The 13,474-nt window shown below is 68.1% G+C and carries 15 protein-coding genes and 4 pseudogenes; 10 read left to right on the forward strand and 9 right to left on the reverse strand.

The window, feature by feature from the left end; genetic code table 11:
- Positions 1-125: 125 nt before the first annotated feature.
- On the reverse strand, positions 126-971 hold the full coding sequence (locus ABLG96_RS04645) for a helix-turn-helix transcriptional regulator (RefSeq protein ID WP_353650239.1): 846 nt from the start codon (positions 969-971) through the stop codon (positions 126-128).
- Between the two features lie 100 nt (positions 972-1,071).
- Between ABLG96_RS04645 and ABLG96_RS04650 the strand changes: the two genes are divergently transcribed.
- Entirely contained in the window at positions 1,072-2,100 is a 1,029-nt protein-coding gene (locus ABLG96_RS04650) for an alcohol dehydrogenase (protein WP_353650240.1), read from the forward strand.
- A 459-nt stretch (positions 2,101-2,559) separates the two neighbouring features.
- Here the strand turns inward: ABLG96_RS04650 and ABLG96_RS04655 are convergent, their stop codons facing one another.
- Entirely contained in the window at positions 2,560-3,231 is a 672-nt protein-coding gene (locus ABLG96_RS04655; protein WP_353650241.1) for a TetR family transcriptional regulator, read from the reverse strand.
- Between the two features lie 259 nt (positions 3,232-3,490).
- Here ABLG96_RS04655 and ABLG96_RS04660 point away from each other — a divergent pair, with 259 nt between their 5' ends.
- The 4 genes and pseudogenes from ABLG96_RS04660 to ABLG96_RS04675 form a co-directional block, all read left to right on the forward strand.
- Positions 3,491-3,973, forward strand: a complete 483-nt coding sequence (locus tag ABLG96_RS04660; RefSeq protein WP_353651381.1) for a peroxiredoxin family protein — start codon at positions 3,491-3,493, stop codon at positions 3,971-3,973.
- Between the two features lie 2 nt (positions 3,974-3,975).
- Positions 3,976-4,560 (forward strand): annotated as a pseudogene (locus ABLG96_RS04665) (hypothetical protein); the annotation flags it as partial.
- 122 nt (positions 4,561-4,682) lie between these two features.
- A pseudogene (locus ABLG96_RS04670) lies at positions 4,683-5,934 on the forward strand (IS256 family transposase).
- 51 nt (positions 5,935-5,985) lie between these two features.
- Positions 5,986-6,186, forward strand: a pseudogene (locus ABLG96_RS04675) (hypothetical protein); the annotation flags it as partial.
- Between the two features lie 79 nt (positions 6,187-6,265).
- Here the strand turns inward: ABLG96_RS04675 and ABLG96_RS04680 are convergent.
- Entirely contained in the window at positions 6,266-6,490 is a 225-nt protein-coding gene (locus ABLG96_RS04680; protein ID WP_353651633.1) for a hypothetical protein, read from the reverse strand.
- A gap of 7 nt (positions 6,491-6,497) precedes the next feature.
- Positions 6,498-6,704, reverse strand: a pseudogene (locus ABLG96_RS04685) (aldo/keto reductase); the annotation flags it as partial.
- A gap of 685 nt (positions 6,705-7,389) precedes the next feature.
- Between ABLG96_RS04685 and ABLG96_RS04690 the strand changes: the two are divergent.
- From ABLG96_RS04690 to ABLG96_RS04705, 4 genes are read left to right on the forward strand one after another with little or no spacing between them, the layout of a single operon-like run.
- A complete protein-coding gene (locus ABLG96_RS04690; RefSeq protein WP_353651382.1) occupies positions 7,390-7,584 on the forward strand; it encodes a DUF4244 domain-containing protein in 195 nt (64 codons plus the stop codon).
- A gap of 56 nt (positions 7,585-7,640) precedes the next feature.
- Positions 7,641-7,964 (forward strand): TadE family type IV pilus minor pilin, encoded by a 324-nt coding sequence (locus ABLG96_RS04695; RefSeq protein ID WP_353650242.1) that lies wholly within the window; start codon positions 7,641-7,643, stop codon positions 7,962-7,964.
- Positions 7,961-8,314 carry an Rv3654c family TadE-like protein gene (locus ABLG96_RS04700; RefSeq protein WP_353650243.1) on the forward strand — a complete coding sequence of 118 codons (354 nt, stop codon included), beginning with the start codon at positions 7,961-7,963 and terminating at the stop codon, positions 8,312-8,314. Before ABLG96_RS04695 ends, ABLG96_RS04700 begins: the two co-directional genes overlap by 4 nt.
- Positions 8,315-8,339: 25 nt before the next feature.
- The gene (locus ABLG96_RS04705; protein WP_353650244.1) at positions 8,340-8,717 is read left to right on the forward strand and encodes a pyridoxamine 5'-phosphate oxidase family protein; all 378 of its coding nucleotides are present in this window, start codon (positions 8,340-8,342) and stop codon (positions 8,715-8,717) included.
- On the opposite strand, the gene ABLG96_RS04710 is transcribed toward ABLG96_RS04705, so the two are convergent.
- On the reverse strand, positions 8,718-9,164 hold the full coding sequence (locus ABLG96_RS04710) for a DUF1772 domain-containing protein (RefSeq protein ID WP_353650245.1): 447 nt from the start codon (positions 9,162-9,164) through the stop codon (positions 8,718-8,720).
- 96 nt (positions 9,165-9,260) lie between these two features.
- Here ABLG96_RS04710 and ABLG96_RS04715 point away from each other — a divergent pair, with 96 nt between their 5' ends.
- Positions 9,261-9,863, forward strand: coding sequence for a TetR/AcrR family transcriptional regulator (locus ABLG96_RS04715; RefSeq protein ID WP_353650246.1), 603 nt, complete (start codon positions 9,261-9,263; stop codon positions 9,861-9,863).
- On the opposite strand, the gene ABLG96_RS04720 is transcribed toward ABLG96_RS04715, so the two are convergent.
- The 4 genes from ABLG96_RS04720 to ABLG96_RS04735 all read right to left on the reverse strand — a co-directional run bounded on the left by ABLG96_RS04720 (position 9,860) and on the right by ABLG96_RS04735 (position 13,186).
- On the reverse strand, positions 9,860-10,294 hold the full coding sequence (locus ABLG96_RS04720; protein WP_353650247.1) for a ribonuclease inhibitor: 435 nt from the start codon (positions 10,292-10,294) through the stop codon (positions 9,860-9,862). The two genes, ABLG96_RS04715 and ABLG96_RS04720, sit on opposite strands and share 4 nt — an antisense overlap.
- Positions 10,291-12,537 carry a heavy metal translocating P-type ATPase gene (locus ABLG96_RS04725; RefSeq protein WP_353650248.1) on the reverse strand — a complete coding sequence of 749 codons (2,247 nt, stop codon included), beginning with the start codon at positions 12,535-12,537 and terminating at the stop codon, positions 10,291-10,293. Before ABLG96_RS04725 ends, ABLG96_RS04720 begins: the two co-directional genes overlap by 4 nt.
- Positions 12,538-12,581: 44 nt before the next feature.
- Positions 12,582-12,785: a heavy-metal-associated domain-containing protein gene (locus ABLG96_RS04730; protein WP_353650249.1), complete on the reverse strand. Its 204-nt coding sequence runs from the start codon at positions 12,783-12,785 to the stop codon at positions 12,582-12,584.
- A gap of 107 nt (positions 12,786-12,892) precedes the next feature.
- Entirely contained in the window at positions 12,893-13,186 is a 294-nt protein-coding gene (locus tag ABLG96_RS04735; RefSeq protein ID WP_353650250.1) for a metal-sensitive transcriptional regulator, read from the reverse strand.
- Positions 13,187-13,474 lie beyond the last annotated feature (288 nt).

The following is a 13,474-nucleotide window of genomic DNA, read 5'->3' on the forward strand; positions in this document are numbered from 1 at the left end:
AGAGCCTCCAGACAAGCCGGGGCGGTTCAGTGCACTGACGCACCTCGCGCGCACTGGAGGGCCGTGTCCGATGCCGGTCGAGTCGGTTGATTGAGTCTTCGAGCTGGACCGGATCTCCAGCAAGATCAGCGAGCCGGGTGTGCTGTCCAGCTGCCCAGCAGCGACATGGCCTGCTGCGACGGGCTTCCCGGCTCGACGGTGTACAGGAAAAGAGTCTGGTCGGTGTCGTCGGGCAGCGTCAGGGCCTCGTACGCGACAGTGAGCTCGCCGACCACCGGGTGCCGGTAGAGCTTGGTGCCGTGCCGTCGGCGCAGCACGTCGTGGTCAGCCCACCAGCTCGCGAACTGTGGGCTCGCGAGCGCGAGCTCTCCGACCAGTGCCGCGAGCTCCGGGTCGTCGGGGTGGCGTCCGGCATCCATGCGCAGGGTGGCGACGTTGTCGCGGGCGATCGCTTCCCAGTCCGCGTATCGCTCGCGGGCTGCGGGGTCAAGGAACACCCAGCGGGCATGGTTGCGCTCGTGCGGCGAGGCGGCGTCGACGTCGAACAGCAGTGCCCGGGCCATGGCATTGGTGGCCAGGAAGTCAAGGCGCCGGCCGAGCACGAACGCCGGCGTCGGGAAGGCGTCGACGAGCATTCGGACGCCAGGTCGCACCCGCTGCGACTTGGTGACGGGCGCACGCCGCCGACGCGCCGTCGGTTGGGCGAGATCGACGAGGTGGACGTGCTCATCGTCGCTGAGCTGCAGGACCCTGGCAATGGCGTCCAGCACCCCGTGCGAGACGTTCAGGTCGCGCCCCTGCTCCAGACGCACGTAGTAGTCGACGCTGACCCCGGCCAGCCGCGCCAGCTCTTCGCGTCGCAACCCTGGCACCCGTCGCGGCCTGTCTCCCGGCGCCAACCCGACGTCTGCTGGTTCGATCCGCGCGCGCCGGGAGCGAAGAAACTCACGCAGGTCCTCCTTCGCCGCCATGACCCCAGTGTGCAGGTAGGTCTTGACGCGGGTGGGTTTGACAGACCCGGGGACGGATCGAGCCTTCCCACGGTCGGCCAGCCCGCGGTTGAATACCACCATGACCCCAGCAGCTACGTCCCGTTCCCGATCCATGAAGGTCCGTACACCCGGCGAACCGCTCGAGTTGGTCTCTCGCGAGGTCCCCACGCCCGGACGGGGTGAGGTCCTGGTGCGCGTTGAGGCCTGCGGCGTCTGCCACTCCGATGCCTTCACCGTGGACGGCGGAATGCCGATCGACTACCCACGAGTGCCCGGGCATGAGATCGCGGGCACGATCGACGCGGTGGGAGCGGGTGTGCAAACGTGGACGGTCGGTCAACGGGTCGGGGTCGGTTGGTTCGGCGGTGCCTGCGGGCACTGCGACCCATGCCGGCGTGGTGACCAGATCAGCTGCGAGAACGGTCAAGTGCCCGGCATCGCGTACGACGGCGGCTACGCCGACCACGTCGTCGTCCCTGCAGACGCCCTCGCCTCGATCCCCGAGGACCTGGCCTCGACCGACGCGGCTCCGCTGCTGTGTGCCGGTGTCACCACGTTCAACGCGTTGCGCGAGAGCGGGGCTCGCGCCGGTGATCTTGTCGCGGTTCTCGGGGTCGGTGGGCTCGGACACCTCGGGGTGCAGATGGCCCGCCGCATGGGCTTCGAGACCGTCGCGATCGCCCGGGGCACCGACAAGCGGGAGCAGGCGCTCGCGCTGGGCGCCCACCACTACCTCGACTCAACATCGGTCGACGTGGCCGAAGCCCTGCACCAGCTGGGCGGCGCGCAGACGATCCTGGCCACTGTGACCGCGCCCGATGCGATGAGCGCCGCCATCGGCGGGCTCCGACCGCGCGGGCAGATGATCGTTGTCGGCGCCTCAACCGAACCCATGCAGATCCCGCCGTTCGCGCTGATCCCCGGCAGCACCGGAGTGATCGGGCACGCCTCCGGCACCTCGAAAGACTCCGAGGACACCTTGCGCTTCGCCGATCTGCAGGACGTTCGACCTCTCATCGAGACCTACCCACTCGAGCAGGCTGACGCCGCGTACGCCCGGATGATGAGCGGCGACGCGCGGTTCCGGGTTGTGCTCACGATGAGCTGACCGCCCCGACAGATGGCTCGACGGCTCGGTTACTGAACCGCCACCTGCGGTCGAGCCTGCTGAGCGCGGTCAGGCCACGGAGAATCCGGCGATCAGCAGGGTGGAATGAACCAATTGCTCACCACGTGCGCCGTCGCCCGCACACCGCCGTAAAGGGGATGGCTTCCTGAGACCTCGCCGAGAGGCGGGATGGCTCCGGACCCGGGTTGCCTGGTCTGGGACTTCGGGCGACACCGCGTGGGCTGCTATGACCGTCCACGCGCGATGTCTCGTCGGTGGGGGTGCTCCGCCACCGGTGCCGGCGTGTATCTGGGCCGCCAACCATGGTCATCTGCGATGCTCCCGGCGAAAGACGCGGTCCGCACCGCTGCCTGCACCGTCGATGAACATGGCCGGTGGAGGCTGACCCTGGAAGGCTTGTACGGGCGGCTGAAATGCCCACCCAGCTGCCCGGCGCAGTCAATCATCCTGCCGGTTCCGGGGCGGTGGGCCGGGCGATGAAGTGCTTGGCTCAAGAGGTTCCTGGTCCGGAGCAATCAAGGTCAGCATGGTGTTCAGTGCAGTTTCAAGCGGGACCGTGTCGCGTCGAGCCTGTGCGAGGACCAGTCCGCCTTGTAGGGCAGCGAGCAGGGTGACTGCGAGGTCGGCGGGTTCGATGCCTGCGGGGAGCCGGCCGGCGGCCTGCGCTGTTCGGAGGTGGGTGGACACGGCGTCGATCCATCGCTGGAAGCCGATGGCCAGGTGGTCGCGGGCAGTGGTCTCGGATTCGGCGAGCTGACCGACAAGTGACCCGAGCGGACATCCGCCTCTACCGTCGGCGCTACGGCTCTGGGCAAGGACCAGATTGCGCCATGTACGCAGGCCTTCGATGGTGCCCAGGTCTAGATCCTCGTGGCTTCGCACGATGGCGTCGGCCTGGTTGTCGATGACCGCCTCTACCAGGGCGTCCTTGTCGGCGAAGTAATGGTAGAGCTGGGATCCGCTGACCTCGGCGGCGGCCCGCACCTGCTCGATGGTGGTGCTGGCGACGCCGTGGTCGTGGATCAGCTGGGCAGCCGCAGCCACGATCCGGCCGCGGGTGCGGGTTCCCTTGGCAGTGAACGCGGCCGGCGGGAGCTGGGTGGGCACCATGCGCGACACGATATCAAGAGTGGGTTTGACATCCCAGTTTTATGCGGCATAGTGGGACGCGCGACCCAAAAAAGCTTCTGCCCCCGAGTTGCTGGATGATTGGGCCACCGAGAGAGTCCCGCAGCGATGTTGATCGCGAACCTGCTCGGCGAGGACACCAGGCAGATCTGGGACGCGGGGATGCCCGCCTAGAAATATCCGGTTGCTCGACCAGAACTCCCACACCCCATCCATGTTCCACCCTGAATCGGAGTGTTTAATGTCATTGCTCAGCCCTGGCCAGAGTTTCCCGAGTCTCACCGCCGGTCTCGCCGACGGCCAGCGCCTGGATTTGCCCGGCGATCTGGCCGGCGGGTTCGGGGTGGTGCTGTTCTATCGCGGGTCGTGGTGCCCATACTGCAACGCTCAACTGCGGGCGTTCCAACGTGCGCAGGCCGAACTCACCGAATTGGGGGTCCGGGTGGTGGCGCTGTCGATCGACGACGAAACCACCACCGCCGCCACGATCGACAAGCACAAGTTGACCTACCCCGTGGGGCACAGCGCTGATGCTGCGGCGATCGCCGAGGCGACCGGCGCGTTCGTCGACCCCGACGGGCATTTCATGCAGTCCACCGGATTCATCCTGGACCCCACCGGCAACGTTGTGCTGAGCGTGTATTCCAGCGGCGCGATCGGGCGGCTCGTCCCGGAGGATGTCGTCGGGATGATCCGCTACATTCGCGAACACACGGCGACCTGAACATGACCACCGTCACTGGGGCCAGCTCTGTCGAGCCCGACGCCACGGGATTGCCGGCCGACATCGAGTTCTTTTTCGATCCGGTGTGTCCGTTCGCGTGGATGACCAGCAAATGGGTCCGCACCGTCGCCGCCCAGCGTGAGTACCGGATCGGGTGGAGGTTCATCTCGCTCCGGATGCTCAACGCCCACCTGGACTACGCCACCCAGTTCCCGCCCGAGTACGAGGCCGGCCACACCGCGGGACTGCGGCTGTTGCGGGTCGCCGCGCGAGCGCGCGCTGAGCACGGCCCGGAGGTGGTCGGCCCGCTGTACGAGGCGATCAGCAGCGAGGTGTTCGACTCGACGGCCGCGGCCACCCTCACCGCCGCCCAGCGGGGCAGCCGCGCATTTGTCGCACCACTGCTGGCCGGCCTCGGATTGTCTGCTCAGCTTGCCGACGCCCTGGAGGACACCAGCTGGGACACCGAGATACGGGCTGAAACCGACCATGCGTTGAGCCTGACCGGCAAAGATGTCGGCACCCCGATCATTCACTTCCAGCCACCTCACGGCACAGCATTTTTCGGGCCGGTCATCAGCCGACTTAGTTGAGTCCCGCATAGTGGTGTAGCGCGGCGGCTGGCCCTGGTCCGGGTCTGGACATGGGTGCGGTCACCGCGTGATCCTTCGAGTGAACCTCTCACAGCACTCTCGAATGGAGCATCACGATGACCGCACCACACATTGTCGACCCCTGCTGGTCTGCTTGGCGAGGCCCTCGCGGAAGCGAGCCCGGACCTGATGCGGAGCCTGTTGCAGGCCACGATCAACGCGTTGCTGTCCGCGGACGCCGACGCGATCGTGGGCGGCGAGTACGGCCGGCCCACCCCGGGGCGGACCGCGCAACGCAACGGTTACCGCACCCGGGAGCTGGACACCCGGGTCGGCACGATCGATGTCGCCGTGCCGAAGCTGCGGACCGGCACGTACTTCCCGGAATGGTTGCTGGAGCGCCGCAAACGAGCCGAATCGGCGCTGATCACGGTCGTCGCGGACTGCTACCTCGCCGGGGTGTCGACCCGCCGGATGGACAAACTCGTCAAGACGTTAGGCATCAACTCCTTGTCGAAGTCGCAGGTGTCCAGGATGGCCGCCGACCTCGATGAGCACGTGGAGCAGTTCCGGCACCGCTCGTTGGCCGATTCCGGTCCGTTCACGTTCGTCGCCGCCGATGCGTTGACGATGAAGGTCCGTGAGGGCGGCCGGGTGGTGAACGCGGTCGTGCTGATCGCGACCGGCGTGAACAACGACGGCCGCCGCGAAGTGTTGGGGCTGCGGGTCGCGACCAGCGAAACAGGGCCGGCATGGAACACGTTCTTCGCCGACCTCGTCGCCCGCAAACTCACCGGCGTGAAACTCGTGACCTCCGACGCCCATTCGGGGTTGAAGGACGCGATCGCCGCGAACCTGCCCGGCGCGGCGTGGCAACGTTGCCGCACCCACTACGCCGCGAACCTGATGTCCGTGACCCCGAAAAGCATGTGGCCGGCCGTGAAAGCGATGCTGCACAGCGTCTATGACCAACCCGACGCACAGGCTGTCACCGCGCAGTTCGACCGGCTCATCGACTACGTCACCGACCGGCTGCCCGCAGTGAGTGAACACCTCACCGCGGCGCAACACGAGATCCTGGCCTTCACCGGCTTCCCCGAAGGGCTGTGGCAGCAGATCTGGTCGAACAACCCGAACGAGCGACTGAACCGGGAGATCCGCCGCCGCACCGACAGTGTCGGGATCTTCCCCAACCGCGAAGCCATCGTTCGCCTCGTCGGCGCCGTCCTAGCCGAACAGACCGACGAATGGGCCGAAGGACGCCGCTACCTCGGCCTCGACATCCTCGCCAAGTCCCGCCTCCACCTCATCACCGCCACCGAACCCGACAACCACCAGGAGACCGACCTGCCCGCACTCACCGCCTGAACACCAACGAAGAATCACGCACCGCTACACCACCACCAGGGGCTTGACCGCCGACTTCCCAGCGACAGCGACGCCGTGCAGCTCTGGGATCACGTCGTCGGGCTGGCCAGTTTCCCCGGCTTCGCCGAACTCAAGCGCAGCTTGCGGGAACAACCGCAACTCCGCAGCTTCGGCTTCGACCCGAACAAACATGGGACAGCCGCCGTGATCGAGGAAGACTGGCACGGCGGGAGCCGCCGTCAGAAGAAGTAACCAGAAGGACAGGACGCTGCGGAAGGTGCGGGCACGCGGGTTGTCCTCTGAGGTGGCTGGCTCTCGGCGAAGCCAGCCCTCAGCCGAGCGCCATACCATCCAGCAGGTGCGCCTCGCGATGGTCGAGGGCGAGCCTGATCCCGCCGAAGACGACCACTTCCTGGCCCAACCAGGACGCGACGATCTCCGGCGGGTTGTCGATCATCGCGTGCGGCAGGAGCGACCGGGTGGTGGCGGCGAGCAGTTCGCCGGCGTCGGCGATACCACCTGCAATCACCACCCGCTGCGGGTCGCGCAGGATCACCGGTTGCGGAGTACTTGGTGGACACCACCACCCGATCCCGCCGCCCCGTCAGGAACCGGCCGAGGTACACCTCGGACTGCCCATCGGTGTACGCGTTCGCCGTGTCGACCATGTTGCCGCCGGCATCGAGGTAGACATCGAAGATGCGTCGTCCGGTCCTCTCGTCGGCACCCCATCCCCACGCATCCCCGAACGTCATGGCGCCCAACGACATCGGCGACACCCGCAGACCTGAACGGCCCAACAGACGATAGGAATCCAAACCCGTCGTCACGGCACATCCTTTCCTCCGGCAGCCGGTTGCTGCCTGCACCGAGCCTGCTGCCGGCAGGGAGCGGCAGGAAGGACGAACACATCCTGGGACGGCTGGTAGTTCCCGTGAAGTGACGGTCCGGGCGAGCGGGACCAGAGCGCTGAACCACCCCGCGGGTGGGCGGTTGAGCGTCACCTTCGAGGTGCTCGCCCCGATCGGGGATTCTGATCTGCGACTCATCGTCTACCGCGCCGCCGATGTGCCCAGCACGCACTCGACCGCATCATCGAGGTCAGGTCTGAGCATCCGGACAGGCATCTGCACGCTCTGTGAATCGATCATCGTCGGCGTGCAGCCTGTTCGCTCGAGAATGGCGTCTCGGCTGCAGTCTGGGGGCGCGGCGTGCGCACCTCGCCGGACGGAAGCGCTGAGTCTCTCGCGCGAAGCATCACGGGCCACACGTCGAGCCCGATAGTTGTCCACACACCTCCAGTTGTCCACACCCATGATCGAGCCGGATGCACTCTCTGCCCGCAAGGCACAGGCTCGAACTTCGATCGTCCGACACAGGTCGGACGGCTGTTCGGAGGGATGAGCGGTGGCACAACGGATCCGGAGCATGAGACGGCGGTACCTGCGCAGGGCGATGCAGTTCTCGGTGGCGGTGCAGGAACGCATCCGCCGGGGCTTGCGCGACGACGCGGGAATGACGACCGTCGAGTACGCGGTGGGCACCGTCGTCGCCGCGGCGCTGGCTGCCGTGCTCTACAAGATCGTCACCGGGGACTCGATCGTGACAGGTCTGACCAACCTGGTGACGCGGGCCCTCGGCTCGGTATGAGCGGCCCGGTGTGAGGGGTGTCGGAGGCGGCGGACGGGGACGGTGATCGTGGCTCGGTGACGGTGGAAGCGGCGCTGTCGCTGGTCGCCGTCATCCTGGTGGCGTCGCTGGTGCTGGCGGGCGTGGGGTGCGCCGTGGCGCAGGTGCGCTGTGTCGATGCGGCACGGGAGGTGGCGCGGTTGCTCGCTCGGGGCGACAGTGCCGGCGCCGCGTCCGCGTTGGCGCAGGTGGGGCCTGCGGGTGCGTCGATGGCGGTCTCGGAGGGGAGTGGGATGGTCACCGTGACGATCCGTGCTGCGCCGGTGGGGGGACTGTTGCCGGGCGTCGAGCTGTCGGCGACGGCGGTCGCTGCGCTCGAGTTCGGCGTGGGCACGGGATGAGCGAACGTGACCGTGGTTCGGCGACGGTGGTGGCGGCGATCTTCCTGGCTGCTCTGCTGGCAGTGGTCGTGGTGGTGCTACAGCTCGCGGGCGCCGTGATCGCACGACACCGCGCGGGCTCGGCCGCCGATCTGGCAGCGCTGGCCGGCGCTGGGTTGGTACTGCTGGACCCGGGAAATGCCTGTGGGCGTGCGGGTTCGGTGGCCGTGGCGAACGGAGCGCGAGTGGTCTCCTGTGAGGTGCAGGGCTGGGATGTGCTGGTGACGACGGAGGTCGACGTCCGGATCGGGGTGTTCGCCGGCACGGCGGGTGGGAGGGCGAGGGCGACGGTGGTGCGCGAGCAGGGGTGACACTTCGGCGACCTAGGCTGCGAGGATGTCCACGCCGAAGAATCTCGGACCAGATGAGTCCGCGTGGTTGACCACCCTGTCCGCGGATGGTTCACCGCACACCACACCCGTCTGGTTCGTCGCGGACGGAGAGTCGATCTGGGTGGCCACTTCGGTTGCGGCGCAGAAGGTTCGCAACCTGGCTCGTGACCCGCGGCTTTCGCTCGCTGTGGACGGATCTGGGCAACGGCCGCAGGTCGCCTCAGGCCGGTCCGCCGAGCGGGCCTGTGACCAGCACCCGGACATCATCGCTGCGTTCGCCGCCAAGTACCGCGGCTGGGACGCTGCAGATCCGACGCACTACGGCCCCCGAGTGCTGCTGGAGATCCAGGTCGATCGTTGGCTGCTGGGCGGTCCGGGCTGATCAGCGCGTGGCCGCGATCGCCATCAGCACGAAGCCGGCCGTGATCACCGCCACGCGCACGAAGTGCAGACGGTCCCAGCGGCCGACCTGCTCCCGCCAGTCCGCCGGGAAATCGCTCCCGGACCACCGCCTGACCCGGTTGTTGATCGGAACCAGCAGGGTGACCGACATCAGGACGCTGACCAGCAACAGGCCGGCGCCGGCCACCCAGAACCACCGGCCCGAGCCGGCGACGGCCAGCGCAGTGACGACAGCCAGCACCACGGACGCGATGTACCAGAACGGCATCACGCGGCCGAGCAGGCGTGCTCCGTCGGTCCTCGCGGCCAGGCCACCGTTGTGCGGCAGTCGGTCGAAGATCGGGTTCACGAACACCGCGACGGCGAACTCCGCTCCCACCAGTATTCCGACGATCACCACGGTCACCACGGAGATCAGCGTGTCCACGTCCATCCACTCCTTCGGTCAGGGCTCGGCTCCATCGGCCGCGTCACTGTCGACACTATCTAGCAGCGCTAGATATAGCAATGCTAGGTTGACCGGGTGGTGAAGCCCGCAGCCGAGACGCGTCAGCAGCAGCTGACCCGACGGCACGGCCGGATCGTGTCGGCAGCCCGGGAGATGGCCGAGGCGTCGGGATGGGACGGGGTCACCACGCGCCGACTCGCGGACGCCATCGGCTACAGCCAGCCGGTGCTCTACGGCCACTTCCCACAGGGGAAGGCCGAGATCATGGCAGCGGTGGCGCAGGTCGGATTCGTCGAGATGGCAGCCTTGATGAGCGGGGACGGCGCCGTCGAGCAGCACGGCGTTCACGTCGACCTGCTGCGCCGGGTGGTCGAGGGGTACCTGGCCTTCGCCACGCAGTCCCCGGCCACCTACGACGCGATGTTCAGCCTGCCCACCGAGTTGTTGTTCGCCGCCCCGGAATCCCCGCACGAGTTGCGCGCCGGGTTCGACGTCCTGGTGCTGGCCGTCGGCGGCGATGCGGCAGCGCCGCGTCCCGCGGACGGACTGTCGGCAGAGCTCCTGTGGAGCACGCTGCACGGGATGGCGATGCTCGAGCGGGGTGGTCGCGTGCGGACGCAGGATCGGACGGGCCGGATCGAGGGTGTCCTCGAGCTGTTCCGCAGCCGGTCGCGCTAGCGCAGTGCCAGGGTGATCGCCGGGTGGTCGGCGAACACGTCCAGCACCAGGTCGAAGTAGGTTCTTCCGGTGCCGGCTTCGAGGGTGCTGAGCTGCGTGGTGATGCCGGCAGTGGCGAAGGCTTCCGGCCGATCGAGCTTGTGCTGCAACCATTGCCGGGTGGCCTCGGTCCCCAACGCCTCGCGAGCGATCCGGTGGTCGAGCCAGATCACCTGCGCCGACGCACAGTCGAGCAACACCCCGTATCCGCCGTACAGCAGGTCGTTCAGCGCATCGAGGCTCTCACCCAGTCGCCAGTCGACCCCCACCATGAACACCCGGTTGATCTCGTCGTAGAACGAGGTGATGTCCCGGATGTTGTTCCCCTGCAGCGTCAGCACCAGCTGGGCTTCGGCGGCAGGCAGCAACCCGGCTGCGAGCCGATCGGTCACCGGAACCGCCGCAGTCGCAGGCTGTTCGCCACCACGAAGACCGATGACAACGCCATCGCTGCCCCGGCGATCATCGGGTTCAGCAGGCCGCCGGCCGCCAACGGCAGTGCGGCGACGTTGTATCCGAACGCCCAGAACAGGTTGCCCTTGATGGTCGACAAGGTGCTGCGCGACAGCCGGATCGCGTCACCAGCGCTCCGCAGATCGCCGCGCACCAAGGTGAGGTCGGCGGCCTGGATCGCGGCGTCGGTGCCGGTTCCCATCGCCAGACCCAGGTCGGCGGTGGCGAGCGCGGCGGCATCGTTCACGCCGTCGCCGACCATCGCCACCACTCGGCCCTCCTTCTGCAGTCGCCGCACCACGTCCACCTTGTCCTGCGGCAGGACCTCGGCGATCACGTCGGCCTCGGCGATCCCCACCTGGGCAGCGACCGCTGCAGCGACCGCACGGTGGTCACCGGTGAGCAGGATCGGCGTCAGACCCAACGAGCGCAGCTGCGCCACGGCTTCGCGGGAGGTCGGTTTCACCTCGTCCGACACCACGATCAGCCCGCGGGCGGCGCCGTCCCACCCGACCGCGACGGCAGTACCGCCGGTCGCAGCAGCCCGGTCCAGGGCGGCTCGCGCGTCCGTGTCCACCCGCAGCTGGTGCTGTTCGAGCAGCGCCGGCCGTCCGACGACCACCGTCCGCCCGTCGACCGTTCCGCGTACTCCGAGACCCTCGCTGTTGGCGAAGTCCGCAACGGCCGGCAGCTCCGACACGGCCCGCCCTGCGTCGGCGATCGCGCGGCCGATCGGATGCTCGGAGGCGTCCTCCAGGGCTGCCGCCAGGGCGAGCAGCTCTGCCGGGTCGGAGCCAGACAGCGGGATGACGTCACGGACGGACATCTGCCCGGAGGTGACGGTGCCGGTCTTGTCCAGCACCACCGTGTCGATCTTTCTGGTCTGCTCCAACACTTCCGGGCCCTTGATGATGATGCCCAGCTGGGCTCCGCGGCCCGTGCCGACCAGCAGCGCGGTCGGCGTCGCGAGTCCGAGGGCGCACGGGCAGGCGATGATCAGCACCGCAACGGCTGCGGTGAACGCGGCCGTCCAGCCGGCCCCGGCGATCACCCAACCGGCCAGGGTCAGCACCGACAGTGCGATGACGATCGGGACGAAGATCCCCGAGATCCGGTCGGCCAGTCGCTGGACCGCTGCCTTGCCGTTCTGCGCGTCCTCCACCAGCCGAGCCATCTGCGCGAGCTGGGTGTCGCTGCCGACACGGACCGCGCGTACCACGAGCCGTCCCCCGACGTTGGTGGTCGCCCCGATCACTGCATCTCCCGGTGCGACCTCCACCGGCACCGACTCGCCCGTCACCATCGAGGCGTCGATGGCGGAAGAGCCCTCTTGGATCTCGCCGTCGGTGGCGATCTTCTCACCGGGGCGCACCACGAACTCGTCGCCGACTGCCAGGCGGTCGATGGGGATCCTGCCCTCGACCCCGTCCCGGAGCACCGCGACGTCCTTGGCGCCGAGCTCCAACAACGCCCGGAGTGCGCTCCCCGCCTTCCGCTTCGAGGTGGCCTCGAAGTACCGCCCGGCGAGCAGGAAGGTGGTGACTCCGGCGGCCGCCTCCAAATAGATGTTGCCGGCGCCGTCCGTGCGGGAGATCGTCAACTCGAAGGCGTGCCGCATGCCGTGCTCGCCCGCGGTGCCGAAGAACAGCGCGTACACCGACCAGAGCAGCGCGGTGAGGGTGCCGACCGACACCAGGGTGTCCATCGTGGTGGCGCCGTGTCGGAGGTTGGTCCAGGCGGCGCGGTGGAACTGCCAACCACCCCAGACGACGACCGGTGCGGCCAGCGTCAGCGACAACCACTGCCAGTTGGTGAACTGCCAGGCAGGCACCATCGCGAGCAGGATCACGGGGATGGCCAGGACGGCCGAGACGAGCAATCGGTGGCGCAACGCTCGTGTCGGATCGTCGGTGGCCGCCGGAGCAGGCGCGTCCGGAGGGGCCGGCAGGGCCGCGGCGTAGCCGGCCGCGGCGACCGTCGCGAGCAACGCGTCGGTCGAGACGTCGGACGCGGCGCTGACCTTCGCCTTCTCGGTCGCGTAGTTCACGCTGGCCTCGACTCCCGGCATCTTGTTGAGCTTGCGCTCGATCCGGTTGGCGCACGAGGCGCACGTCATCCCGGTGATCTCGAGTTCGATGCTGCGGGAGCTGGGATCCGTGCGCGGATCGGTGATGCTGCTCATGGCGCTGCCTTCGGGATCGGGTGCTGCTGGAGGTGGGGAGAGGCTCAGGCGAGCTGGTAGCCGGCCTCTTCGACGGCGGTCTTGACGGCGTCGTCGGTGAGCGGCGCGTCGCTGGTGACGGTGACGGCGCCCGAGGCCAGGTCGACCGCAACCTCGTTCACGCCGTCCAACTCGTTCAGTTCCTCGGTCACAGAGGCGATGCAGTGCGCGCAGGTCATTCCGGTCACGGTGTAGGTGGCAGTGCTCATCGGTGGTTCCTTCTTCCTGAGGTGGGGTGGTGGGGGTGGAGTACTGGGTGGGTGGGCGGCGGAGTGATCGGCAGCGGTCGGAGTGGTGGCCGGTTGTCTGGACCGGGTCAGGAGCGTACGAGCCGGGCGATTGCCTGCGACGCCTCGTGCAGCTTGGCCTCGGCCTCGGGGCCGCCGGCCATTGCCGCGTCCAGCACGCAGTGCTCGAGGTGATCGTCCAGCAGGCCGAGAGCGACGGCCTGCAGCGCTTTGGTGACTGCCGACACCTGGGTGAGGATGTCGATGCAGTACTTGTCGTCGGCGACCATCTTGTCGATGCCCTTCACCTGGCCCTCGATCCGGCGCAGTCGCCTGCGCAGATCGTCCTTGCGGGGGGTGTAGCCGTGCTGGGGGTGGGTCATCTGGCCTCCTCGGTCACTGGCAACCATACCCCCGTAGGGTATCAAGCGCCAGTCGTGCCGGTTGGCCGGGTGCGGCTCTGCGGACGCCCCCGCAGCCGTGGCGCACTCGAGCAGTTGTCGCCGGCTCGAGTTGCGGCGCATTCTCGATGGTCACTTTCGGTCCCGAATCGGACCGAATCCGTCGATCCAGCATGCGCGGCGCAATCCAGCATGCGCGGCGCAGTCCAGCATGCGCGGCGCAATCCAGCATGCGCCGGGGGCCCGGTCAGCATGCGCGGCGACCGGGCA

The organism is Nakamurella sp. A5-74, from assembly GCF_040438885.1.
Classification (GTDB): Bacteria; Actinomycetota; Actinomycetes; order Mycobacteriales; family Nakamurellaceae; genus Nakamurella.